General features: G+C 73.4%; 21 protein-coding genes. 19 read left to right on the top strand and 2 right to left on the bottom strand.

The features are described 5' to 3' along the window. Positions 1 to 46 precede the first annotated feature (46 nt). The 19 genes from ACZ45Q_RS05865 to ACZ45Q_RS05775 all read left to right on the top strand — a co-directional run bounded on the left by ACZ45Q_RS05865 (position 47) and on the right by ACZ45Q_RS05775 (position 21,118). The gene (locus ACZ45Q_RS05865; protein WP_468255505.1) at positions 47 to 406 is read left to right on the top strand and encodes a 5-carboxymethyl-2-hydroxymuconate Delta-isomerase; all 360 of its coding nucleotides are present in this window, start codon (positions 47 to 49) and stop codon (positions 404 to 406) included. 208 nt (positions 407 to 614) lie between these two features. Then, positions 615 to 1,574, top strand: a complete 960-nt coding sequence (locus ACZ45Q_RS05860; RefSeq protein WP_468255502.1) for an ABC transporter ATP-binding protein — start codon at positions 615 to 617, stop codon at positions 1,572 to 1,574. Next, positions 1,571 to 2,365, top strand: coding sequence for an ABC transporter permease (locus ACZ45Q_RS05855; protein WP_468255499.1), 795 nt, complete (start codon positions 1,571 to 1,573; stop codon positions 2,363 to 2,365). The genes ACZ45Q_RS05860 and ACZ45Q_RS05855 overlap by 4 nt, the downstream gene beginning before the upstream one ends. Before the next feature lie 91 nt (positions 2,366 to 2,456). Next, a complete protein-coding gene (locus ACZ45Q_RS05850) occupies positions 2,457 to 3,407 on the top strand; it encodes an ACP S-malonyltransferase (protein ID WP_468255496.1) in 951 nt (316 codons plus the stop codon). Beyond that, a complete protein-coding gene (locus tag ACZ45Q_RS05845; protein WP_468255494.1) occupies positions 3,394 to 4,917 on the top strand; it encodes a class I adenylate-forming enzyme family protein in 1,524 nt (507 codons plus the stop codon). Before ACZ45Q_RS05850 ends, ACZ45Q_RS05845 begins: the two co-directional genes overlap by 14 nt. Further along, positions 4,898 to 5,152 carry an acyl carrier protein gene (locus ACZ45Q_RS05840; protein WP_468255491.1) on the top strand — a complete coding sequence of 85 codons (255 nt, stop codon included), beginning with the start codon at positions 4,898 to 4,900 and terminating at the stop codon, positions 5,150 to 5,152. Before ACZ45Q_RS05845 ends, ACZ45Q_RS05840 begins: the two co-directional genes overlap by 20 nt. Before the next feature lie 5 nt (positions 5,153 to 5,157). Continuing rightward, positions 5,158 to 6,372, top strand: a complete 1,215-nt coding sequence (locus tag ACZ45Q_RS05835; protein WP_468255489.1) for an aminotransferase-like domain-containing protein — start codon at positions 5,158 to 5,160, stop codon at positions 6,370 to 6,372. Continuing rightward, positions 6,369 to 8,663: a lantibiotic dehydratase gene (locus ACZ45Q_RS05830; RefSeq protein WP_468255486.1), complete on the top strand. Its 2,295-nt coding sequence runs from the start codon at positions 6,369 to 6,371 to the stop codon at positions 8,661 to 8,663. Before ACZ45Q_RS05835 ends, ACZ45Q_RS05830 begins: the two co-directional genes overlap by 4 nt. Then, the gene (gene sbnA / locus ACZ45Q_RS05825) at positions 8,660 to 9,673 is read left to right on the top strand and encodes a 2,3-diaminopropionate biosynthesis protein SbnA (RefSeq protein WP_468255483.1); all 1,014 of its coding nucleotides are present in this window, start codon (positions 8,660 to 8,662) and stop codon (positions 9,671 to 9,673) included. Before ACZ45Q_RS05830 ends, sbnA begins: the two co-directional genes overlap by 4 nt. Positions 9,674 to 9,752: 79 nt before the next feature. After that, entirely contained in the window at positions 9,753 to 10,781 is a 1,029-nt protein-coding gene (sbnB, locus tag ACZ45Q_RS05820) for a 2,3-diaminopropionate biosynthesis protein SbnB (RefSeq protein ID WP_468255480.1), read from the top strand. Continuing rightward, complete coding sequence (gene fabG / locus ACZ45Q_RS05815; RefSeq protein ID WP_468255477.1) at positions 10,778 to 11,530, top strand: 3-oxoacyl-ACP reductase FabG; 753 nt, start codon at positions 10,778 to 10,780, stop codon at positions 11,528 to 11,530. The genes sbnB and fabG overlap by 4 nt, the downstream gene beginning before the upstream one ends. A gap of 36 nt (positions 11,531 to 11,566) precedes the next feature. Next, positions 11,567 to 11,866, top strand: coding sequence for an acyl carrier protein (locus ACZ45Q_RS05810; protein ID WP_468255474.1), 300 nt, complete (start codon positions 11,567 to 11,569; stop codon positions 11,864 to 11,866). Beyond that, the gene (gene fabZ / locus ACZ45Q_RS05805) at positions 11,863 to 12,375 is read left to right on the top strand and encodes a 3-hydroxyacyl-ACP dehydratase FabZ (RefSeq protein ID WP_468255471.1); all 513 of its coding nucleotides are present in this window, start codon (positions 11,863 to 11,865) and stop codon (positions 12,373 to 12,375) included. Before ACZ45Q_RS05810 ends, fabZ begins: the two co-directional genes overlap by 4 nt. Positions 12,376 to 12,415: 40 nt before the next feature. Next, positions 12,416 to 14,383 (top strand): GNAT family N-acetyltransferase, encoded by a 1,968-nt coding sequence (locus ACZ45Q_RS05800; RefSeq protein ID WP_468255468.1) that lies wholly within the window; start codon positions 12,416 to 12,418, stop codon positions 14,381 to 14,383. A 30-nt stretch (positions 14,384 to 14,413) separates the two neighbouring features. Further along, entirely contained in the window at positions 14,414 to 15,475 is a 1,062-nt protein-coding gene (locus tag ACZ45Q_RS05795; protein WP_468255465.1) for an aminomethyl transferase family protein, read from the top strand. Positions 15,476 to 15,487: 12 nt separating this feature from the next. Beyond that, a complete protein-coding gene (locus tag ACZ45Q_RS05790; RefSeq protein WP_468255462.1) occupies positions 15,488 to 17,803 on the top strand; it encodes a beta-ketoacyl synthase N-terminal-like domain-containing protein in 2,316 nt (771 codons plus the stop codon). Next, entirely contained in the window at positions 17,803 to 18,450 is a 648-nt protein-coding gene (locus ACZ45Q_RS05785; protein ID WP_468255460.1) for a hypothetical protein, read from the top strand. The genes ACZ45Q_RS05790 and ACZ45Q_RS05785 overlap by 1 nt, the downstream gene beginning before the upstream one ends. After that, entirely contained in the window at positions 18,447 to 19,595 is a 1,149-nt protein-coding gene (locus ACZ45Q_RS05780) for a hypothetical protein (RefSeq protein WP_468255457.1), read from the top strand. Before ACZ45Q_RS05785 ends, ACZ45Q_RS05780 begins: the two co-directional genes overlap by 4 nt. Before the next feature lie 155 nt (positions 19,596 to 19,750). Continuing rightward, complete coding sequence (locus ACZ45Q_RS05775; protein ID WP_468255454.1) at positions 19,751 to 21,118, top strand: DHA2 family efflux MFS transporter permease subunit; 1,368 nt, start codon at positions 19,751 to 19,753, stop codon at positions 21,116 to 21,118. Here the strand turns inward: ACZ45Q_RS05775 and ACZ45Q_RS05770 are convergent. Next, a complete protein-coding gene (locus tag ACZ45Q_RS05770) occupies positions 21,112 to 21,762 on the bottom strand; it encodes a response regulator (protein WP_468255451.1) in 651 nt (216 codons plus the stop codon). The two genes, ACZ45Q_RS05775 and ACZ45Q_RS05770, sit on opposite strands and share 7 nt — an antisense overlap. Continuing rightward, positions 21,759 to 22,838, bottom strand: a complete 1,080-nt coding sequence (locus ACZ45Q_RS05765; RefSeq protein WP_468255448.1) for a sensor histidine kinase — start codon at positions 22,836 to 22,838, stop codon at positions 21,759 to 21,761. Before ACZ45Q_RS05765 ends, ACZ45Q_RS05770 begins: the two co-directional genes overlap by 4 nt. Between the last annotated feature and the right edge of the window lie 46 nt (positions 22,839 to 22,884).

The raw sequence follows: 22,884 nt of genomic DNA, 5'->3' as shown, positions 1-22,884 counted from the left end.
CGGCCCCGGCTAGGGTGCTCCTGTCCGTACACAGACAGGAGCACCCATGCCGCAGATCACCGTCGACTACTCCGAGCAGCTCGCGGAGGACTTCGACCGGCCGGGGTTCGCACGGGCGCTGCACGCCGCCGTCGTGGAGATCGCGGCCGCCCGCCCCCCGGCCTGCAAGACCCAGTTCCGTCGCACCGAGGACACCGCGGTGGGCCCCGACACCGAGGGGCACGCCGTGGTGCACGTCATGATCGGGCTGCTGACCGGCCGCACGGAGGAGACCAAGGCACGGCTGACGGAGGCCGCCCTGGACCTGCTCCGCCGGCACGTGAAACCGTCCCCCGGCCTGACGCTGCACGCCTCCGCGGAGGTCCGGGAGCTGGACGCGTCGTACCGGAAGTGCGAGAGCGAGTAGGGACGCCGGAGGGCGTCGTCACCGCCGGTCTCCGCGCGCCGGGTTCCTCACCGCCGTGCTCGGTGCCCCCGCGCCCGGCACCGTCTTCCGCACCGGTCTCCGCCCCCCCGGTAGCGGCCGGATAGCGGGCCGGTCAAGGGCCGATAGCCGGCCGGGGAAGAGTGGTTGTCGCCAGGCCACCCCCGTCGAGATTGGTGAGGACCCCGACATGCTCAGAACCCGACCGCACCCGGTGCCCGAGGAGGTGACGTCCCCGGACGCCGTCCGCCTCAGCTCGGTCGTGAAGCGGTTCACCGACGCCAAGGGGGAGCGCTTCAGCGCCGTCGACGGCATCGATCTGCGCATCCGGCGGGGTGAGGTCGTCGCGTTTCTCGGTCCGAACGGCGCCGGCAAGACGACCACCATCGACATGCTGCTGGGGCTGACCCGGCCCGACGAGGGCTCGGTGTCGCTGTTCGGACGGGAGCCGCAGCAGGCGGTGCGCTCCGGGCAGGTCGCGGCGGTCCTCCAGACGGGCGGACTGCTGCCCGACCTGACCGTCGAGGCCACCGTGCGGATGCTCGGCTCGCTGCACCCCGGCTCCGACGTGGAGGGGGCCCTGGCCCGGGCCGGCGTCGACGGCCTGCGCAGCCGCCGCGTCGCGGAGTGCTCCGGGGGCGAGCAGCAGCGGCTGCGGTTCGCCCTGGCCCTGCTCTCCGGGCCCGAGCTGCTCGTCCTCGACGAGCCGACCGCCGGCATGGACGTCGTGGCCCGCCGGGACTTCTGGGCCGCGGTCCGCGAGGACGCCGGGCGCGGGATGACGGTCATGTTCGCCACCCACTACATGGAGGAGGCGGACCGGTTCGCCGACCGAGTGGTGATGATCGACCATGGCCGGATCGTCGCCGACGGACCCGTGTCCGAGGTGCGGTCCGCACTCAGCGGGCGCACCGTGTCGGCGCGGGTCGGCGACCAGGACGCCGCCGCCCTCGCGCGGTCCCCGCTGGTGCGCTCGTGCACCTCGCGCGGCGGCCGCCACCACTTCGACACCACCGACTCGGACGCGCTGCTGCGCCTGCTGGTCGGGCGGACCTCCGCCACCGACATCGAGGTCACCCCGCGCAGCCTGGAAGAGGCCTTCATGACCCTCACCCAGCGCAACCGCACCGCGGGGGAGGCCATCCGATGAGCACCGCGACCGCCACCGGCCGCCGGGCCGGTACCTCGCCGTTCAGCGGCGTCAACCCGGTCTTCATCGGCTACGAGCTGCGCCGCCGCTTCAACCGTCAGACCACGATCTTCACGCTGCTGCTGCCGGCCGTGCTGTACCTGGCGCTGTTCCGCACCGAGCCCGATCACGCCACGCTGCCGCACGGCAACTTCGCGGCCTGGATGATGAGCGGCATCGCCGTGTACGGGGCGGCGACCGCAGCCGTCAGCTCGGCGGCCACGATCTCCGTCGAGAAGGCGTCGGGCTGGATGCGCACCATCGCGCTCACCCCGCTCTCGCCGCCCGGCTACCTCTTCGTCAAGGTGCTGGTGTCCGTCCTGATGGCGGCCGTGCCCGTGGCCATCGTCGGCGTGCTCGGTGCGTTCACCGGCGTGCGGGCGACGGCCGCCGTGTGGGTGACGTCGTTGCTGGTGGCGTGGCTCGGCGCCGCCGTCTTCGCCGCGCTCGGCATCACGCTGGGGCTCGCGCTCAAACCCGACACCGTGATGCACATGCCGGGTCTGACCATGACGGCGCTGGCGTTCCTGGGCAACCTGTTCATCCCGCTGTCCGGCACCATGCTGGACATCTCCCGCTGGTCGCCGATGTTCGGCGTCTCCACGCTGGCCCGCTACAGCCTGACCGAGGGCTATTCCTTCAGCGGCGAGCACTCCGGTTTGGCGATGGCGGTGGTCAACACCGTCGCCTGGTTCGCGGCCTTCTCGTTCATGGCCGTGCGGCGGTTCCGGAGGAGTACCGGCCGCAGCTGACTGCCCGTCATCGACATCCCCGTACCGACACCTCGCACGCCGGGACCCCCGCACCGGTCGTCGACTTTCCCACGAAAGGAGGCTCGAACTGATGTACGCATTTGTTGCGCCGGGGCAGGGCTCCCAGACCCCCGGCCTGCTGTCCGCCTGGCTGCGCGACCCGCAGTCCGCCGAGCGGCTCAGGGCCTGGTCGGAGGCCGCCGACGTGGACCTCGTGCACCTCGGCGGCAGGGCGTCGGCCGCTGAGATCGCCCGCACCGAGCACACCCAGCCGCTGCTGGTCGCCGCCGGTCTCCTCGCCCACGAGGCGCTCGGCCCGTCCGCCGTCGAGGTCCCGCCGGTGGCCGCCGGGCACTCGGTCGGCGAACTGACCGCCGCCGTGTACGCCGGAGCGCTGGCCCCCGCCGACGCCGTGCGTCTCGCCGCCGTGCGGGGCCGCGCCATGGCCGCCGCCTGCGCCGAGACCCCCACCTCGATGGCGGCCGTCGTCGGCGGGGACGAGGCCGACGCCCTGAACCGCATCACCGACCTGGGCCTGTACGCGGCCACGTTCAACGGCCCCGGCCAGATCGTCGCCGCCGGGGCCGTGGCCGGCCTGGAGCGGCTCGCCGCCGGCCCTCCGCCCGGCGCCACCGTCAAACCGCTCCGCGTGGCGGGCGCCTTCCACACCCCCTACATGGACTCCGCGCGGCAGGCCGTCGCGGCGGCGGCCGAACGGACCCCCTTCCGGCGGCCGGCGGGGACCCTCCTGTCGAACACCGACGGCACGGTCGTCAGCGACCCCGACGACCTCCGCCGCCGCTTGGTCGAGCAGGTGGTCAGGCCGGTGCGCTGGGACCTGTGCCTGGACGAGCTCGGCCGGATCGGACCCGAGGTGACGGTCTGCCTGCCGCCCGCCCGCACCCTGGCGAGCCTGTTGAAACGCCGGCTGCCCGCACTCGACGTCGTCCCCGTCGTCTCTCCGCGCGACCTCGGCAAGGTCCACGCCCGGATCGCTGCCGCCGTCTCCCGCAAGGAGGGCCTCGCCCATGCTGGTGCATGACCTGTTGGCTCGGGCCCGCGCCGTACAGCCCGGGCGCACCGCCCTCATCGACGCCGAAGGGCCGCTCACCTACGCCGGACTGGGCGCCGAGGCCGACCGGGCGGCGGGCTGGCTGCGCGGCCGAGGGGTGGGCGTGGGGGACCGGATCGTTTACGCGGGCCGAGGCGACCGCACGTTCCTCGCCCTGCTGTGGGCCGCGTTCCGCATCGGCGCCGTGTTCGTTCCCGTTCATCCCGGCCTGACGGCCGACCAGACGGACCACATCGTGCGGGACTGCGGCGCCGCCCTCGCGATCTGCCCGCCCGCCGCGGGCACCGCCGCCCGCGCCACCGTCGAGGCGGAGCGGGCCGCCCGGGAGCTCCAGGAGGCGTCCGCCGATCCCGTCGCCGCCGACGTGGCGGACGACGCAGTCGCTCTGCTGATCTACACCTCCGGCACCACCGGCCGGCCGAAGGGCGTGGTGTGCCCGCACCGGCAGATCCTCGCGGCCGTCCGTGCCGTGAACCACTGCCTCGGCTACCGCGCCGACGACGTGGTGCTGTGCCGGCTGCCGCTCTCCTTCGACTACGGGCTCTACCAGGCCCTCCTGTGCACGCTCACCGGAGCCGCCCTCGTCCTCGTCGACCGGGGCGGCGACCTCGGACTGATCCGGGCCGTCGAACGCCACGGCGTCACCGTCGTTCCGCTCGTCCCCTCGCTCGCCCGACTCCTCGTCCTGCTCCGGACGAAACTGCGCGGTCACACGAAGGTCCGGCTGTTCACCAACACCGGCGCCCGGCCGAGTCGTGCCGTGACGGACCAACTGCTCGACGCCTTCCCCGGAGCCGTCTTCGCCGCCATGTACGGCATGACCGAGTGCAAGCGCGTCTCCGTCCTCGACCCCGCCCTGTACGCGGACCACCCCGACTCCGTGGGCCGGCCCATCCCTGGCCTCCAGGTGCGGATCGTCGGCCCCGACAAGCGGACCCTTCCGCCGGGCGAGACCGGCGAGATCGTCGTCCGGGGCGACACCGTGATGGCCGGGTACTGGGGCGTCCCGCTGGAGCGGCAGAGCCGGTACGTGCGCCGAGACGACGGCTCCCTGGAGCTGCACACCGGCGACCAGGGACGCCTCGATGCCGACGGCCTGCTGTACTTCGTCGGCCGCGACGACGACATGATCAAGCGGCGCGGCGTCCGGATGGCGCTGTCCGAGATCGAGTACGCCGCCGAACGCGTCCCCGGCGTGACCGCTGCCGTGGCCCCGCGCCCCGCCGTGGAGGACGCCCCGCTGCTCCTCGCCGTCCAGACGGCACTGGCCCCCGACGAGGTCCGCGAGGCCCTCGCCCGCCACCTGGACGCGGCCCGCCTGCCCGACCGCATCGTCGGGCTCGACACCGTGCCGCTGACCGCCAACGGCAAGCCCGACCGCGTGGCCGTCGCCCGGCTGCTCGCCGCCGCCGCGCAGGGCACCGACCGCTCCGCTCCTGCCGTACCTATGAGGAACCCCCATGAACCAGTCGCAATTTGACCAGCTCGTCCAGGACATCTGCGCCGTTCGGGTCACCGACTCCCACGTGCCGCTCGTGGACCTCGGTGTGGACTCGCTGCACACCGTCGCCCTGGTGATGGCCGTCGAGGAGCGGTTCGGTGTCGAGCTGGACCCCGACACCCTCGCCGACTTCTCTCTGCTGTCGCCCGCCGGTCTGCTGAGGGCCGTGCACGAGCGGCTGCCGGACGGCGCACCCGCGCCGTCGGAGGTGTGAGCGCCATGCGGGCCGACACCAGACCCGCGGCCGAGCTGCCGCGACTCTTCGAACAGGGCGGTGACCTGGTCTCGTTCGCCGGCGGCCTGCCGGACCTCGACCTGCTGCCTTTGAAGGAACTCTCCGAGCAACTGGCCCGGCTGACCCGGCTCGGCGGCCGGATCGCGCTCCAGTACAGCACCCCGCACGTGGCCGGCGCCCTCGTCCCCGCGATCACCGACCTGATGGCCCGCGAGGGCAGCACCGCGGACGCCGGGAACCTCGTACCCACCGCGGGCTCCCAGATGGGGCTGCTCGCGCTCGCCCTCGGCCTCGGCGCCCCGGGGGAGACCGTCCTGTGCCAGACCCCCGCCTACCCGGGCGCCGCCGCCGCCTTCCGCACCGCGGGACTGCGGCCGTACCCCGCCCCCGCGGACGCCGAGGGGATCGACCCGAGAGCGCTGCGTGACGCCGTGGCCCGGCTGCGTGCCGCGGGACAGCGGGTTCGGATGCTGTACTGCAACCCGACGTTCCACAACCCCACCGGGGCCACCCTGCCCGTCGGGCGCCGCCACGAGCTCGCCGCCTCCGCGCGGGAGTCGGGCCTGCTCATCGTCGAGGACAACCCGTACGGGCTGCTCGCCTTCGACGGGGGTACCGCGCCGAGCCTGCACGGCATCGACCCCGAGAACGTCGCCTACCTCGGCACCTTCTCCAAAGTCTTCGCGCCCGGACTGCGCTGCGGCTGGATCGCCGCTCCCGCGCCGCTCGCGGAGCGCCTGCGCCGCACGGTCGAGGTGATGGCGCTGTCCCCGTCGGCCTTCGCCCAGGCCGCGCTCGCCGCGTTCCACGCCCGCGGCGGGTGGGACACGCTGATCGGCTCCTACCGCGAGCGCTACCGGGAGCGATGCCACCTCATGGCCGACGCCCTCGACAGCGAACTGGGCACGGACGGGCCCTGGCGGTGGCGGCGGCCGGACGGCGGCTTCTACCTGTGGCTGCGGCACACCGGTGGTGCCGACACCCGGTTGCTCGCGGACGCCGCAGCCGGGCAGGGCGTCTCCTTCGTGCCCGGCACCCACTTCGGACTCGACGGGGAGTGCGACGACGCCCTGCGGCTCTGCTTCAGCAACGTCCGCCGCGAGCGCATCGCCGAAGGCGTCAGCCGCCTGGCGGCTGTGCTGCGCGGCGCGGAAACAGGCGCGGACGACGGCTCGGCCGGCCGGAGGCGGGTCGCGTGATCGGCACCCGCGAAGCACTGCGCGCCCACGACTGGGCCGACTTCCGGCCCCTGCGCCGCCTCGGCGACAGCGACTGGCACGTGTGGGGCGTCGGACTGCTGCGCAGCGCCGGCTTCCCCGCGTCAGGCCTGGACCTGCTCGGCGGGCCGGACGCCGCCGCCGCTGCCGACGGCGGGAACCGGGACGCTTTCGCCGCCGCCTACCGCGCCGACAGCGAGGCCGAGTCCCGCCGCCTGGCCGCGCTCGCCCGGGACGAGAAGGTCCGCACCGCCATCGTCTGGCAGAACCGGACGGTGTACCGGATCCTCGACGCGCTCGCTGCCGGAACCGGCAAGGAGTCCAAGCGCAAGCAGCGCGAACGCACCCTTGCCATGTACTGGCTGCGTTACTGCGCCAAGGCCGAGACGATCGGCTTCTTCGGGCCGGCCGCCTGGATATCCGTCGGACGCGGATCCGAGGCGCTGGCGGTGGACCACGGCAAGGAACTGGTCGCCGAGAGCCGTACCTTCTTCGAGCGCTGGGCCCTGGCCGCCCTCGCGGACTGGATGGTCGCCCAGCCGGGCGCCCGCTGGTGGTTTCCGCCGCTGCTCCGCCCCGACGTGCACCTCGACGGCGACAGACTGCTCCTGCCGGGCGGACGCGGTCTGCGGCTGCGCCCGGACGATCGCCAGGTTCTCGCATACGTGGACGGTCGGCGCAACGGCGCGGCGGTCAAGGATGCCCTGGTGCGGAAGCACGGCTGGGCGCCGGACGGGGCACGGGACCGGGTCGAGAAGGTCCTGACCCGGCTGCTCAAGCAGCGCGTGCTGACCTGGGACGCCAACATCCCGGTCGACGTGCGGGCCGAACGGATCCTGCGGCGGCGCGTGGCCGACGTCGCCGATCCCGCGCTGTTCCTCCGCTTCTTGACGGTCCTCACCGAACTGGACCGGCACCGAGCCGCCATCGACGCGGCCACCACGTCCGACGAACTCGCCCTCCGCCTGGAGGAACTGGATGCCTTCTTCGCCCGGACCACCGGGCTCGACCCCTCCCGCGACGCGGGCAAGGCCTACGCGGGCCGCACCCTGTGCTACCAGGACGCGGTGCGGGACTGCCGGGTCGAGCTGGGCACCGGCTTCCTGGACGCCGTCGCCCGACCGCTCGCCCTCGTGGCGGACGCGGGGGACTGGTTCGGCAACCGGCTGCTGGAGCTGGCCGAAACGGAGGTGGCCGCCCTCGTCCGGGCCGCAGGCGCCCGGCGCTCCCCGGTGACGCTGGCCGACGTGTGGCCGCAGGTGCTCGCCCTGTTCTGGGGCGACGACGCCGGTCCGGTGCGCACCGCGACCCGCGAACTCGCCGAGAAGTGGCGCACGGTGCTGGCCCCGGCGGGGCGGGCACCGGTGGATCTGCGGTGCGCGGACGTCGAGGAGCGGGCCCGAGAGGCCTTCGCCACCGGACCGGTGGGCTCGCCGCACCTCGCCCTGCACAGTCCGGACCTCCAGGTGGTCCGCGCGCCGGACGGCGGTCTGACCGTCGTCCTCGGCGAACTGCACGCTTGCCTGGCCACCTGCGACCTGCCGTTCCTCGACTGGACCGCCGACTCCGGCTCACTGCGCGACAAGGTGAACGCCGCGCTCGGCGCCCCGCGCCTGGTGCCGCTGCTCCCGGTCGACTGGAAGCGCAACAGCGGCCGCATGGTGCCCGCGCCGATCGGCGCCGGCGACCGGCTCATCGGCTTCACCCGGGCACCGTTCGACGACCGCACCCGGATCGACCCGGCCGTCGCCGTCATCTTGACCGAGCGGGACGGCAGGGTCACCGCCACCACGCCCGACGGGCGCGAGCGGACCCTGGCCGAACTGCTCGCCGTCCCCGTGTCCATCGTCGCGGCGGACGCCTTCAAGATCGGCCTCGGCCGGCCGCACACCCCCCGCGTCACCCTCGACGGCCTCGTGCTGTTCCGGGAGACCTGGCGGTTGCCGGCCGCGGGCGTCCCGCTCGCCGCCAAGCCCGACCGGGAGGACGACTACCTGGCCGTACGGCACTGGGTGCGCGAGAGCGGGCTGCCCGACAGGGCGTTCGTGAAGTTCCCGCAGGAGACCAAGCCCTCCCTGGTCGACTTCACGAGCCCCGTCCTCGTGCTCTCCTTCGCCAACCTCGTCCGCCGCGCCCGGCGCACAGACGCGGACGCCACCGTGACCCTCAGCGAGCCGCTGCCCCGCCCCGAGGACTCCTGGCTGACGGACGCCGACGGCGAGCGCTACGTCAGCGAACTCCGGCTGCAGATCAGCAGAAAGGTACCGGCATGACCGCGGCCTCCTCCGCTGCGGCGAACCGCACCACCTCCGCGGCCCGCCCCCGCGAACCCGACGTCATCGCGACCATCGGCGCGACCCCGCTGGTCGCACTCGACCGGCTCTTCCCGCCGGTGCGCTTCCAGGTGTACGGCAAGTGCGAGCGGTTCAACCCGGGCGGCTCCATCAAGGACCGCGCCGCACGCTCCATGATCGAGCACGCCTTGTCCACCGGGGAGCTGGTGCCCGGCGCCTCCACCGTGGTGGAGTCCTCCTCCGGGAACCTCGGTGTAGCCCTCGCCCAGCTCTGCAACTTCCACCGGCTCCGTCTGATCTGCGTCGTCGACCCCCGGACGACCCCGCAGAACGTCGCCATCATGCGTGCATACGGGGCGACGGTCGAGGTCGTGGAGCGCGATCCGGAGACCGGCGAGTACCTGCCGTCCCGGCTCAGACGGGTGCGGGAACTGCTGTGCACCGTGCCCGGCGCCTACTGGCCCGACCAGTACGGCAACGAGTACAACGCCCGCGCCCACCACGGCACCATGCGGGAGATCCACGAGGCGCTGCCGCAGGCACCCGACTACCTCTTCGTCGCCGCCGGGACCACCGGCACGCTGCGCGGCTGCGCCGAGTACATCGCCGCCGAGGGCCTGCCCACCCGGGTGGTGGCGGTGGACGCGGTGGGCAGCGTGATCTTCGGCCCGCCCGAGCCCTGGGAGGAGGGACAGCGCCGCACCATTCCCGGCCACGGCGCGGCGGTCGTCCCACCGCTGCTGCGCCCCGGCCTCGCGGACCGGATCGTGAAGGTCGGCGACCTGGACTGCGTGCGCGGCTGCCGCAGCCTCCTGGCGAAGGAGGCGATCCTGGCGGGCGGCTCCTCCGGAGCCGTCACGGCTGCTCTGCTGGACGCCGCCGACTGGATCGAGCCCGGCACCACCTGCGTCGCGATCCTCCCCGACGGAGGCGACCGCTACCTCGACACCATCTACAGCGACGCCTGGGTGGAGTCCCGTTTCGGCTGACCGCCGCCCCGCACATCCCCCCTCGTCTTCCGTTCTCTCCGCGCTCTGCGCGCTGCCCGCACGAAGGGATCGACCAGTCATGAGAATCCTCGGCCGCGAGGACGTCGACGCTGCGCTCGCCGACCTCGACGCCACCGTCCTCGAGGCGGTCCGGACCGCGTACCTGCTGCACGGCGAGGGCGACTCGGAGGTGCCGTTCTCCGGGTTCCTGCGCCCGCCCGGCGACTCCGGCTCGCGCATCATTTCCCTGCCCGCCTACCTCGGCGGGCCCCGGCCCGTCATGGGTCTGAAGTGGATCTCGTCCTTCCCCGCCAACGTCGACCAGGGCCGCCAGCGCGCCTCGTCCGTGCAGATCCTCAACGACCTCGACACCGGCTATCCGACCGCCGTGCTGGAGGCCAGCCGGATATCGGCCTCCCGTACCGCGGCATCGGCCGCGCTCGCCGCTCGCGCGCTGCACGGGGACCGCCCGGCGCGCACCCTCGGTCTGATCGGTTGCGGCACCATCAACCGGCGCGTCGTGGACTTCGTCGTCCTGACCCACCCCGAGCTGCGGACCATCGTCCTCCACGACGCGGTGCCCGGCCGCGCCGAGACCGCCGCCGCCCAGCTCGCCGCCGAACGGCCGCGGCTGCGGTTCACCGCCGGCGGCCTCGACGAGGCGCTGCGCGCCGACACGGTCTCCCTCGCCACCACCGACTCCACGTACTGGCTGGACCTCGCCGCCCACCACGACCGGCCCCCGCACCAGGTGGTGCTGCACCTGTCACTGCGGGACCTGAGCACGGCATCGGTCCTCGACGCGTACAACGTGGTCGACGACACCGATCACGTGCTGCGCGAGCAGACCTCGCTGCACCGCGCCGAACAGGACAGCGGCCATCGCCGCTTCGTGCACGCGGAGATCGCCGACCTCCTGCGCGGGGGCGAGGCCCCGGCGACCGACCGGACCGTGGTCTTCTCGCCGTTCGGCCTGGGTGTCCTCGACCTCGCCGTCGCCCAGGCGGTCCTCGACGCCGCCGGCCGAGCCGGCCTCGGCACCGACGCCGACGGGTTCGACCCCGGCCGGCACCACGTCACCGCCGCCATGGTGCGAGGCGCGGCATGACCCTGTCGTTCCCCGAGGGCACCCGCGCCCTGGTCACCGGCGCCTCCCGCGGCATCGGCGCGGCCACCGCGCTGGCGCTCGCCGAGCAGGGCTGCGACGTGGCCGTCAACTACCGCGCCGGCGCCGCGCAGGCGGAGCAGGTCGCCGAGCGCATCCGCGCCCTGGGCCGGGATGCGCTCGTCGTACAGGCCGACGTCTCCGACGAGGAGCAGGTCACCGCCATGTTCAGGAGGATCCGCACCGAGTGGGGGCCGGTCCGGGTCGCCGTCCTCAACTCGGGGGTGACCGCCGACGGTCATCTCGCCGCGATGAGCAGCGCGAAGTGGCAGGAGGTCCTCTCCACCAACCTCACCGGCGCCTTCCTCACCGCCCGTGAGGCCACCAAGCAGATGTACGCGGACGGCGGCGCCGTGGTCCTGATCGCCTCCACCAGCGGCATCGCCGGCCGTGCCGGTCAGGCCAACTACGCCGCCAGCAAGGGCGGTGCCATCGCCCTGGCCAAGACCCTCTCCCACGAGGTGGCGCCGCGCGGCATCCGCGTCAATGTCGTCGCCCCGGGGTTCATCGACACCGACATGGTCAAGAAGGTCCCGCCGGCCCGGCTGAAGGAAGCGGTCGGGGCGATCCCCCTCGGCCGCACCGGAACCCCCGACGAGGTGGCCCGCGCCGTCGTCTTCATGGCCTCGCCGGCCGCCTCGTACATCACCGGCAAGGTGCTCACCGTCGACGGCGGAATGATCCCCGACTAGCCCTGACAATCCATCAGTTCACCGGAGAAGCCCACTATGTCCACCACCGCCACCTACGACGACCTTCGCGCCCGGGCCGAGGCCCGTCTCGCCACCAATCTGAAGGTCAAGACGATGATCATCGACCGGCTCGGGCTCGACGTGGAGCCGGCCGTCGTCTCCGACAACCAGCCGCTGTTCGGCCGGGGTCTGGAGATGGACTCCCTGGACACGCTGGAGATCGTGGTCCTGGTCAACAACGAGTTCGACGTGCTGATCAGCGACGACGACTTCGAGGCGTTCGGCTCCATCAACGCCCTGGTCGACTTCGTGCAGGCCCGCGAGGCCGCCGCGTGACCACCGCCCCTGCCACCGGTGCCCCGAAGCTGAGCTACTCGTCCGACGACATCAAGCGGATGCTCCCGCACCGCTGGCCGATGCTGATGATCGACCGCGCCTACGACGTCGTACCGGGCGTCTCCGGCTGCGGCGTGAAGAGCGTCACGGTCAACGAGCCGTTCTTCGCCGGGCACTACCCCGACCACTCGGTCATGCCCGGTGTGATGATCGTCGAGGCGATGGCCCAGCTCGTCGCGGTCGTCTACGTCGCCGAGATCCTGGCGGGGAGCGCAGAGAGCCCCGGGAACCCGGAGAGCCCGGAGGACGCCTCCCGCAGCGTCGGCTACCTCGGCTCGATCAGCCGGATGAAGTTCTCCCGCCTTGTCGTCCCCGGCGACCAGCTCACCCTCGAGGCCCGGCTCGGGCAGCGGCTCGGTGGCCTGCGCCAGGTGAAGGTGCGGGCGTCCGTCGGCTCCGAATCTGCCGCGGCCGGAACCCTCGTCGTCACCACCGGCCGCAAGGGCTGAAGCCCTCCGGCGCACCACATCACAGAAGGGAGGCGCGGCCGTGGCCCTCACCATCCGCCCGTACCAGGAGGGCGACGCACACGCCATCGCGGAGCTGTACAACCGCCACCGGGACAATCCCAACCCGGTCGCCGGGGGCGTCAGCAGCGCCGAACTCGCCCAGGAACTGGCCGAGAGGGAGACCGCGGCGTTCCTGGTCGCCGAGGACGACACCCGGCTGGTCGGCACGTTCGGACTGTTCCACCACACCGGCCGGCGCTCGGCCCGGGCCGGTGAACTCATCGCGGACATGTTCTTCGTCCACCCCGCCCACCGGGGCGGCCTGGTCACCGGACGGCTGTTCACCGAGGCCGTGGAGTGGATGATGCACTCCGGCTGCCTGGTGCTGCGGCTGACCGTCAACCCGGCCAACGCCGTGGCGTTCCGGCTCTACCGCCGCGTCGGCTGCGTCTCCGTGGGCCGGGCTGTGCCCGGCGAGGACGGCAACGTCGAGCTGCACAACTATGTTCCGCTCGTCCTGCGCAGCGTCCTCGCCGACCTGGGGGAACGGGCCACCGCGGCCCTCGGGAGCCTGAGCAGCTTCGCTTCCGTCACCGAGTCCCGCGACGACGACCTGCGCTCCGACGTCCGGGTGGTGGACGGCGTCCGCACCGTCGAGTACCGCCTGGCGCTCGGTGAGTTCCGGCTCGACGCCGGCGTGGACGTGGACCGCGGAGCCGTCCGCGAGGCCCGGCTCACCGAGCCGGGCGGCCGGGTGCGCGCCCTGCGGATCGCCCGGCCCCCGTACGAGGTGCGGGCCGTGCGCGGCATCGCCCCGTACCGGTTCGCCGAGGGCGCCCTCACCTGCGAGGTGGACGGCGAGGACGGCACGGTCAGCGTGCTGGCCGACGGGCACCACGGCCCGGTCCTGGTCTCCACCTGGCCGAGCTGCCGCGCCGACCGGCCGGCCGGCTGGCGCGAGGGCGAGCCCCGCGACCTCACCCTGGAGCCGGTTCCGGGCGGGGTCCGGGTCACCGAGCGGTACGGCGACGACACGGTCTGCGGCACCGTCACCCTCGACGGGACGGTCCTGCTCCTGGAGTTCACCCGAACCGGCACCGCCACCGGTCGTGTCTTCCAGACCGTCGGCCTGCGCCAGGGCGTCTTCACCGACGCCGAGGGACAGCCGCATCCGATCGGGCTCGGCCTGGGCGTGCGCGACGCCTCCGAGGTCGTCGCCGCCTCCCGGGTCGCCCCGGCCGGCACCGTCCTGAGGTGGCGGGGGAGTGGGCTGGAGGTCTGCGCTCCCGTCGACGGGCGGGTCCGGCTCGTCCACAGCGCCCTCCTCGAACGCGGCCTGGAGCCCGGAGCGGACGGCGTGGCCCGCATCCGCACCGAGATCCGCGCCGGCCGCCAGGAGCCCGCGCGCCGGCTGGAGCTGCACGCCGACGCGGGCGGCGTCACCGCCTGGCAGGAGGGCACGACCAAGGTGCTGCGCAGCCCTTACCCCCGCACCCGCTCCTACGGGCACCATCCACGCTGGTCCGCGGGACTGTGGGCGACCCGGGAGAACAGCCGCCACTCCCGGGCCGCCGGGCTCGGCTGGGGCGTGCCGGACACCGGTGCCTGGGAGCCCGAGCACCCGCTCGGCCTGTACGCCCCGGACACCGGCCTCGGCTGGCAGATCACCGCAGCCGACGACGGCCTTCGCGTCGACGTGCGGGCATCCGGCACCGGTGGCGAGAACGTTCTGTGGCTCACTCCCCACGCCCCCCTGCGGACCACAGTCGTCCTCGAGTCGGCAGGGGAGCGCTGGGAGCTGTCCACCGGCGACTTCCGCCAGGTGTGGGCTCGGCGGGCGGCGGCACGTCTGTCGTCCGGGCGCTGGCTGCACTGCGCCCCGGCGGCCTCCCCGCACGACGAGATCGTGCTGCGCGCCACCGCGTCCGGCCTGCTGCTCGGCGCGGTCTCCGACGCTCCGAACAGCGCATGGCTGCTCTCCGTGCACGACACACCCCTTCCTTCCTGAATCCGTTCATCCGAAAGGCACCGACAGATCATGACCGCCACCGCCACCGCCACCGCCACCGCCACCGCCTCCGTCGCCCGGACCGCCGCGGACGACTACGCCACCGTGCGCTCCACCGTCGGCGCCTACCGCGTCACCGCCCCGCTGGTCCGGCTGACCGGGGACGACCGGCTGACCCTGCTCGACGCCTTCCTCGGCAAGTCCGCCGACTACGTGGAGCCGGACACCGTCCGCGAGGTGCTGGCGCTGAACGCCGACGGCACTCCGTTCGCGATCCTGCTGCACTTCGAGATCGGCGACGAGTCCTGGCTGCTGCCGCGTACCGCCGTCACCGCCGACGAACTCCGCACCTACCTGGGGCGGTTCGGCAACGGCGCCGCGGTCACGGTGGACATCTGCCCCGAGGGCTGGGGCGCGACCGCGTTCGAGGGGCCCGTCGCCTGGTCGGTCGCGGCCGGCTTCGTGGACTTCGACATCTCCGGCCTCACCCTGCACGCCGTCACCGAGGCCTCACCGGTCACCCCCGGCTCCACCGCCCACCTCGCTCGCGTCGGCACCACCGGTGAGTACGGCTATCTCCTGCTGTCCGACGCTCCCCAGGCCACGCACGAGGCGGTCCTCGCCGCCGTCGCCGAGCAGGGCGGTGCCGAGGTCGGCGACGAGGCGCTGGCCCGCGTGCAGGCCGAGGCCGGAATGGGCCTGTACGCCGCCGGGTTCGGGGCGCTGACCGTAGCCCAGGCCGACCTGGCCTGGATGATCGACTGGGAGCGCGCCGGTGCCTTCCACGGCTCGCAGACCCTGACAGCGCCGACCGGTACGGAGCCTCGTCTCACCGCCCTCGTCGCCCTTGCCGGCAGCCGCTTCACCGCTGGTGCGCCGGTCACCGCGGGCGGCCGGCGCACCGGCACCGTCCTGTACCAGGCGCCCGCCGCCAATCCGGCGGAGGAGCTGGTCCTGGCGCTGCTCGACGCCCCCTTCTGGGTGCCCGGCCTGGACCTGACCGCCACGGACCAGTCGGGCGACGCGCAGGTGCTGCGCACCGCGACCCTGCCTCGGGTCATCTCCCGCTCCCTCACCACCAAGATCGCCTGAGAGGCGGGTGCCATGACACCGCCGAGCATCGCCCTGACCGGCCTCGGACTGATCACCGGAGCCGGCGACGACGTGGAGAAGGGCTGGGCGTCCATCACCGCCGGCGCCACCGGCATCCGCGCCAACACCCTCTTCGACACCTCCGAACTGCTCACCGACTGGGCGGGAATGGTCACCGCGCAGCAGCCCGCCGGCCTGGACCGCTGCTATGCCCTCGCCGCCACCGCGATCCGCGAGGCCCTGGACGGCAGTGGCCTCGACCTCGGCGGCGTGGACCGCGATCGAGTGGCCGTCGTGGTCGGCTCCAGCCTCGGCGCCATGCCCACCCTGGAGGCCACGCACCGCGCCTACGTCCGGCACGGCACGCTGGACACCGACCGGGCGGTGGCCTCCCAGCTGCCCTGCGTGGGCGACTACATCGCCGCCGAGTTCGATCTGCGCGGCCCGCGCGTGGTCCTGTCCAACGCCTGTGCCGCCAGCGCCGTCGCCCTCGGCTACGCCGCCGAACTGCTGTGGAACGGCGACGTCGACCTCGTCGTCTGCGGTGGCGTCGATCCGCTGGCGGAGCTGTCCGCGTACGGCTTCAGCGCGCTGGGCGCCCTGGACGGCGAACCGTGCTCGCCGCTGTCCGCATCCACCGGCCTCACCCTCGGTGAGGGCGCCGGGTTCATGATCCTCGAACCGGTGGAGCGGGCCACCGCGCGCGGGGCCCGTGTCCTCGCCGAACTCGGCGGATACGGCCTGTCCTGCGACGGCTACCACCAGACCGCGCCCGACCCCAGTGGCAAGGGCGCCTGCGCCGCCATGGCCCAAGCCCTCGACACCGCGGGCCTCACCCCGGGCCATGTGGACTACCTCAACCTGCACGGCACCGGCACCCCGGCCAACGACGCCTCCGAACCCAAGGCGCTGAAGCTGCTGTTCGGTCAGGACATCCCACCGGCCAGCTCCACCAAGTCGATGCTCGGCCACACCCTCGGCGCGGCCGGTGCCGTGGAGGCCGTGGTGAGCACCCTCGCCATCGACCGGGGCACCCTGCCGCCCACCATCAACACCCGCGGCACCGCACCGCCATCCGGCCTCGACATCGTCGCGGATACCGGCCGGGAGGCGCGCCCCGACGTGGTGGTGTCGAATTCGTTCGCGTTCGGCGGCAACAACGCCTCCGTCGTCCTCCACCGCCCCGGGGTCCGCAGCACCCGGAACCCGCGCCGCGAAACCGTCCAGGAGGTCGTCGTCACCGGGATCGCGGGCCTGGCGGGGGCGGCGGGCGGCACGGAGGCGCTCGCCACCGCCCTCGCCGAAGGGCGGCCCTGCTTCGACGCGTTCGAGGAGGTGGCCGGTGCCGGCAGGGTGCCGGTCGGCCGGGCCGACCTCAAGGCCGCCGCCCGTGGCACGAACCCCAGCCGCGCCCGCCGTATGGACCCGCTGAGCCTGCTCGCCGCGTCCGCCGTGGGCGACCTGTACGCCCGGCACGGCAAGCCGTCCCGGGCCGAGGCGGAGTCCACCGGCATCGTCTTCGCGACCGGGTACGGTCCGGTCACGTCGGTGCTGCGGTTCCACGAGGGCGTGGTGCGGTCGGGCATCGCCGGGGCCAACCCGTCCTTGTTCGCCAACACCGTCGTCAACGCCGCCGCCGGCCACGTCGCGATGCTGCACCGCTACCGCGGGTACACCGCGACCATCGCGGCGGGCGGCACCAGCTCCGTGCTCGCGCTTCAGCTCGCGGCCCGGGTCATCGCCCGCGGCGCCGCCGAGCGGATCATGGTCGTCGTCGCCGACGAGTTCCCCGCCCAAGCACTTGCCACCCAGGCGGCGCTGCCCGGCTACGCCCGGTCCGCGCACATCGTCCCCGGCGGGCGCACGGGCACCGTCCTCAGCGAGGGTGCCGCGGCGGTCCTGCTGGAGAGCCGGGACGCTGCCCTGGTCCGCGGAGCCGGCGTGCTGGCCCGCGTCCGCGGCTTCGGGGCCAGTGGCGAGCCGGCGGGTATCGGCCGTATCGCCCGGGACGGCGCGGCCTGGGCCCGCTCCCTGTGCGGCGCCCTCGCCGAGGCGGGTCTCGACCCGGCCGGGGTCGGCACAGTCGTCTCGGCGGCGTCCGGCCACCCGCTCGTCGACCTCGCGGAGCGTGCCGCTCTGCGCCGGTCCGGCCTCACCCCCAGACCGCTGATCGCCCCGAAGGCCCTGATCGGCGAGACCTACGGAAGCGCCGGAGCCCTCGGCCTGGTCGCCGCCCTCACCGGCGACCCGGCCCCCGGCCCCGTGCTGCTGTCGAGCTTCGCCTACGGCGGCAGTTACGCGGCGGCCGTCCTCGACCCGGGGCCGTGATGAGAGCTCCGGCGGGACTGCTCCTCGACCCGGGCCCGACCGGGTACACGCTGGCGCCCGACGGGACCGCGGTGCCGGGGGAGGTGGTCGATGTCCTGGTCTCCCGGCACCGCAGGCTGCCCCGCGACCGGATGGGGCGACCGCTCACCGCCCCCGGCGGCTTCCTGATCACCCGGGCCCTGGCCACGACCTACGGATCCAGGGTCGCCCCTGGCCGCCTGGTCCGGGACGCCCACAAACGCTGGTCGGTGCCCGCCCTCGGACTGGCCGCGTCGGTCACCCACTGCGGCGAGTTCAGCGCCGTCGCTTTCGCCCCCCTCGTCCGCGCGGTCGGCGTGGACCTTCAGGACGAGCGCGACCGCCCGCACGCGCTGCGCTGGCTCGGCGGGCTGCTCGGCCGCGAGCAGCCCGCCACCATCAGAGACTTCGCCGAGTGCGAGGCACTCATCAAGGCATCGCACCTGACCAAGGAGACCTTCGCCGGCACCCGGCTGCCCGCCTGGCGGCCGGGCTGGCGACCCACCGGCACCGGTGCCTACCAGGTGCGTTCGATCGTCCTGAGGGCCGACGGCGCCCCGCCCCTGCATCTCGCCCTCGCCTGCAACGCACCAGCCACGGTGCGCTTCCACCACCTGGAGCAGGAATGACCCCCACCGCCGTGCGGCCCTACGTCCGCCGCATCTCCCCGATCGAACGGGGCTACCTCAACGCCGCCGCCACAGGCACCCCCCAGCTCATCCAGATGGTGATCGCGGGCGACGGCACGCTGGACCCGGACGCGCTGCGGCAGGCGGCCCGTGCCGCGACCGAGGCCAACCCCGGACTCGCCGTCCGCCGCCGCGGTGGGGTGTGGCGCGCCGACGGCCCCGCCCCGGAGGTCGTGGAACTGCCCGCCGGTACCGGCCTGGACGCCCCGTTCTTCCATCGTGACCTGCCCGTGGTGACCGGACCCGTCTGCGAACTCGGTGTGATCCCGGGCGAGCCGGCCCGGCTGGTCGTCCGGGCCAGCCATGTCGTCACCGACGGCCACGGTCTGCGGCGGTGGATCGGGGACCTCTTCCGGGCGCTGCGCGGTGAGGCCCCGGCCGGCTCACCGGACACGGTGGGTGAGGTTCACTTCCTCACGGCGGCCGGTGACGTCCCCCCGGTCCCCAAGCCCGCCCGTCTCACGGGCCTGCCCGCGATCCTCGGCCGGGGACCCGTGGGCGCGCGGCCCCTGTGGCTGCGCCGCCGGGTGCCGGCCGGCCCTTCCGGTGTCACGGCCCGCGCCGCCGCGGCGCTCTCCCGTCACCTCACCACGGACACCGGCCGCCTGATCGTTCCGGTGGACCTCCGCCGCCACGACCCGGCGGTGCGCTCCACCGCCAACCTGACGTCCCAGCTCGTGCTCGACCTACGCCGTGGCGACAGCTGGAAACGCCTGCACTCCACCCTGGTCCGCGCCCTGCTCACCAAGGCCGAGGCCGCCGCCCTCGACCGGGTCTTCCTGCGCGACAACCCGTTCGCCAACAATCTGACGGAGGCGCGAGAACTCGACGGCACCCGCTTCTCCTGCTCGGCGATCATCTCCGACCACGGCAGGATCGACCCCTCGGCGTACTCGACGTCCGCCTTCCGCGCCACCTCCTTCGCCACGCTGCCGATGCTGGTGCCGTACGCCGAGATGTTCCTCAGCGCCTGCCGCACCGACGACACCACGGACCTCACCCTGGCATGCCGGGACCGTACGGATGCCCGCGCGAAGGCCGAGGAGATCCTCGACGACATCACCGAAGCCCTGCGAGACCGGTGAGCCGAGCGCCCTGAGAGGGGCGAGGGGATCTGCGCGAGCAACCAAGGACAACCCGCCCGACCACGAAGGCCCTGGAAGTCATGTCCCTGACCCAAAAAGAAACGTCTGTCACGCCCCCCGGCCCACCGACCAGAACCGCTCTCTGCACCATCGCCGTGTCCATCGGCGGAGCCTTCCTCGCTCAGCTGGACACCACCATCGTGAACGTGTCCCTGGCCGACACGTCCACCCGGTTCGGCGCCATCACTCAGGTGCAGTGGGTCGTCACCGCCTACTTGCTGGCCCTGGTCGCCGTCATGCCGGCCGCGGGATGGCTGGCCCATCGCTTCGGTCCCCGCCGCACCTTCATCGTCTCCCTCACCGTGTTCGCCGTGGGCTCGGCCGCCTGCGCGGCAAGCCGGACACTCCCCGAACTGATCGCCGCCCGCAGTGTGTCGGGCGCCGCCGCGGGCGTGCTCACTCCGGTGGCCACGACCCTGCTCACCAGTGGGATGCCGCGCGAGCGTCTGGGCCAGGTACAGGCGCTGAACGGCAGCGTCATGCTCATCAGCCCGCTGCTCGGCCCGACCGTCGGCGGACTCCTCGTCAACGCCTGGGGCTGGTGGGCCGTCTACGCCGTCAACCTTCCGATGTGTGCCGTGCTGCTCCTGGCCGCCGTCCGCCACGTCCGCAAGGACGCTCCCCGACCGGCTGGGAGCCGTCCCCTCGACGTGCTGGGGTTGGCCGGCGCTGCCACCTGCACCGTCTGCGTCGTCCTGGCCGTGCACGCCTTCGCCGAGACCGCCCTGTCGACGCATCCCGCGTTCCTGGTGCCGCTGGTGCTGGCGGTGCTGACCGGCGCCGTGTTCGTCACACACCAGCTCCGCACCGCGGCGCCGCTGATGGATCTGCGCCTGTTCACGCACCGTGTCTACCGCATGGCCGCGACGAACATCTTCTGCCTGGGCTTCGTCCTGTTCTCGCCGATGATGCTGATTCCGCTCTACTTCGAGTCGGCACGTGGCGAGAGCGCCGTCACCACCGGCCTGCTGATGTCGGCCGGCGGCACCGGCGTCGTCGTCGCGGGCCTGGCCTGCCGCCTGATCATGACGAAGATCGGGGGCGGTACCACCGTCGTCATCGGGATCGTCCTCACCATGCTGGCGACCGTGCCACTGACGACGCTGTCGTCCACCACGTCGTACGTGCTGCTGTGCGCGGGACTCGCCGTCCGCGGCCTGGGCACGGGGCTGACCATCGTGCCGGCCATGACCCGGGCCTTCCAGTCGGTCGAACCCCGCTCCATACCGGACGCTTCGGCTCAGCTCAACCTGATCCAGCGGGTCGGCGGCACGGTCGCCCTCGCCGTGGTCACCGTCGTCCTCGCCCGGGCCGCGCAGGCTCGCCACGGTCTCGTGCCCGCCGCGTTCGCCGACTCCTTCCGCTGGCTGCTCGCGGTCTACACGCTCACCCTCGTCCCGGCCGTCGCCCTGGTGATCGCCGACCGCCGGGAACGTGCCGCTGCGAGGGCGACGCCTCAGTAACGGCGCAGCGGCCGCATGCGGTTGACCGCGTCGAGCCGGGAGGTGGCGCCCAGCTTCTCGAAGATGTTCCGCAGATGGCGCTTGACCGTGCCCTCGGTGATCCCGAGGCGTTTGCCGATCTGCCGGTTGCTCAGTCCCTGCGCGACGAGCTCCATCAGTTCCCGCTCGCGGAGGGTGAGCCCGTCACCGGGGCCGGGTTCCCGCTCCGGTCCGGAGCCGCGCGACGTACGGGGGAGGAACATCGTCGTGCCGCCCGTCATGGCGCTGCGGATGGCGGCGACCAGGACCTCCCGGTCCGCTTCCTTGTGCACGTAGCCCACGGCTCCCGCGGACAGCAACGCGTCGATGAGCCGACGGTCGTCGTGCATCGTCAGCACGATGACCCGGGCCTCGGGGGCCGCCTGCCGGATCCCGCGCAGATGGGCGAGCGGCCCCGGACCCGGCAGCTCCACGTCGAGCAGCACCACGTCCGGGTGGTGCAGTCCCGCCATGCGTACCCCGCTGGGGCCGTCGTCGGCCTGTGCGACCACGGTCAGCCCCGGATACAGATCGAGGAGTTCGCACAGCGCCTCACGCAGCAGCCGGTGATCGTCCACGGCCAGTACCCGGATGTCGGCGCCGGCGTGCGCGCCCGCGCCGCTCATCGACCGCTCCGCCCCGCCTCGTCGAGCGGGACCCGCAGCTGCACCCGCGTGCCTCTGCCGGGTTCGCTGACCAGCTCCAGCGTGCCGCCGAGCGCGGAGACCCGCTGGCGGATGGCGGTCAGCCCGGTGCCCTGACCGTCGCGTCGGCGTGGCAGCCCGACGCCGTCGTCGGTGACCGTGGCGTGCACGGCGTCGGGGAAGATGCTCACGAAGACGTCGATGCGGTCCGCCCGCGCGTGTGCGAACGCGTTGCGCATGGCTTCCCGCACCACGAGGAACAACTCCTGACGCACCTGTTCCGGCAGCCAGGACTCGTCACCGTCGATGCGGGAGCGGACCTCGGCGGGCCGTTCGCAGGCGGCGGCGCAGTAGGCGTCGATCTCCTCCTTGAGGCTGTCGTGCAGTTCGGCGACACGCAGCCCGCTGACCATGGACCGGGTGAAGGCGAACACGTCCTGGAGCGCTTGCCGTGCGTCCGCCAGCCGGTCGCGTGTCGAGGCGCCCCCGCTCGCCTGTTCCATGTCGTACAGGTCGAGGCAGCGCAGCGCCAGGCTGATGCTGCTGCCGATGTGGTCGTGCAGATCGCGGGCGATCCGGTGGCGGCGGGCGGTGCTGGCCTCTCCCACGTCGCGCAGAGTCGCCGACTCGTAGCCGATGGCGGCGGCGCCGACCCGGGTGTACGTCGCCTCGTGCAGCATGCGCACGGCCGTCGGGAACCGGGACACCGCGAGGTCGGGGGGCAGGCGCGCGGCGGCCTCGGCCATGGTTTCGACGGCCACGTCCGACAGCAGGCGGGCGGCCTGCACCGAGTCGATCGGCGGGACCCTCTCGAAGGAACGCTGCACACCGAGCGCCATCGAGGCCAGTTCGGCATCCGCGGCCACCCGCACCTCGGCGCCGTGCAGAGTGTCGATGCACTCGCCGAGGATCTGCCGGGCCTGCTTCTCGCAGGTGGCCCACAGCTCCGGGCGGGCCACGAGCGCGTTGCCGGCCTCCCGCAGGCCGTCGGCATAGCGGGCGACCGCCGCTTCGATCAGACGGGACCGGTCGGTCGCCGAGTCGGCGGAAAGTCCCACAGTGTGCTCCCCCTGTGAGGAATGGTCCAGATGGGGCGGTTCCTCA

The sequence above is a fragment of the Streptomyces sp. NPDC031049 genome (assembly GCF_055571015.1).
Note: the sequence above shows the minus strand (reverse complement) of the source record. Positions and strands in the feature narration are given on the sequence as shown.

What these genes read in the sequence shown, in the direction of transcription:
- ACZ45Q_RS05785 (WP_468255460.1), top strand. Translation starts at nt 17,803, where the DNA reads ATGAGAGCTCCGGCGGGACTGCTCCTCGACCCGGGCCCGACCGGGTAC.
- ACZ45Q_RS05860 (WP_468255502.1), top strand. Translation starts at nt 615, where the DNA reads ATGCTCAGAACCCGACCGCACCCGGTGCCCGAGGAGGTGACGTCCCCG.
- ACZ45Q_RS05770 (WP_468255451.1), bottom strand. Translation starts at nt 21,762, where the DNA reads ATGAGCGGCGCGGGCGCGCACGCCGGCGCCGACATCCGGGTACTGGCC.
- ACZ45Q_RS05850 (WP_468255496.1), top strand. Translation starts at nt 2,457, where the DNA reads ATGTACGCATTTGTTGCGCCGGGGCAGGGCTCCCAGACCCCCGGCCTG.
- ACZ45Q_RS05780 (WP_468255457.1), top strand. Translation starts at nt 18,447, where the DNA reads ATGACCCCCACCGCCGTGCGGCCCTACGTCCGCCGCATCTCCCCGATC.
- sbnA (WP_468255483.1), top strand. Translation starts at nt 8,660, where the DNA reads ATGACCGCGGCCTCCTCCGCTGCGGCGAACCGCACCACCTCCGCGGCC.
- ACZ45Q_RS05810 (WP_468255474.1), top strand. Translation starts at nt 11,567, where the DNA reads ATGTCCACCACCGCCACCTACGACGACCTTCGCGCCCGGGCCGAGGCC.
- ACZ45Q_RS05835 (WP_468255489.1), top strand. Translation starts at nt 5,158, where the DNA reads ATGCGGGCCGACACCAGACCCGCGGCCGAGCTGCCGCGACTCTTCGAA.
- ACZ45Q_RS05845 (WP_468255494.1), top strand. Translation starts at nt 3,394, where the DNA reads ATGCTGGTGCATGACCTGTTGGCTCGGGCCCGCGCCGTACAGCCCGGG.
- ACZ45Q_RS05865 (WP_468255505.1), top strand. Translation starts at nt 47, where the DNA reads ATGCCGCAGATCACCGTCGACTACTCCGAGCAGCTCGCGGAGGACTTC.
- ACZ45Q_RS05840 (WP_468255491.1), top strand. Translation starts at nt 4,898, where the DNA reads ATGAACCAGTCGCAATTTGACCAGCTCGTCCAGGACATCTGCGCCGTT.
- sbnB (WP_468255480.1), top strand. Translation starts at nt 9,753, where the DNA reads ATGAGAATCCTCGGCCGCGAGGACGTCGACGCTGCGCTCGCCGACCTC.
- fabG (WP_468255477.1), top strand. Translation starts at nt 10,778, where the DNA reads ATGACCCTGTCGTTCCCCGAGGGCACCCGCGCCCTGGTCACCGGCGCC.
- ACZ45Q_RS05790 (WP_468255462.1), top strand. Translation starts at nt 15,488, where the DNA reads ATGACACCGCCGAGCATCGCCCTGACCGGCCTCGGACTGATCACCGGA.
- ACZ45Q_RS05795 (WP_468255465.1), top strand. Translation starts at nt 14,414, where the DNA reads ATGACCGCCACCGCCACCGCCACCGCCACCGCCACCGCCTCCGTCGCC.
- ACZ45Q_RS05855 (WP_468255499.1), top strand. Translation starts at nt 1,571, where the DNA reads ATGAGCACCGCGACCGCCACCGGCCGCCGGGCCGGTACCTCGCCGTTC.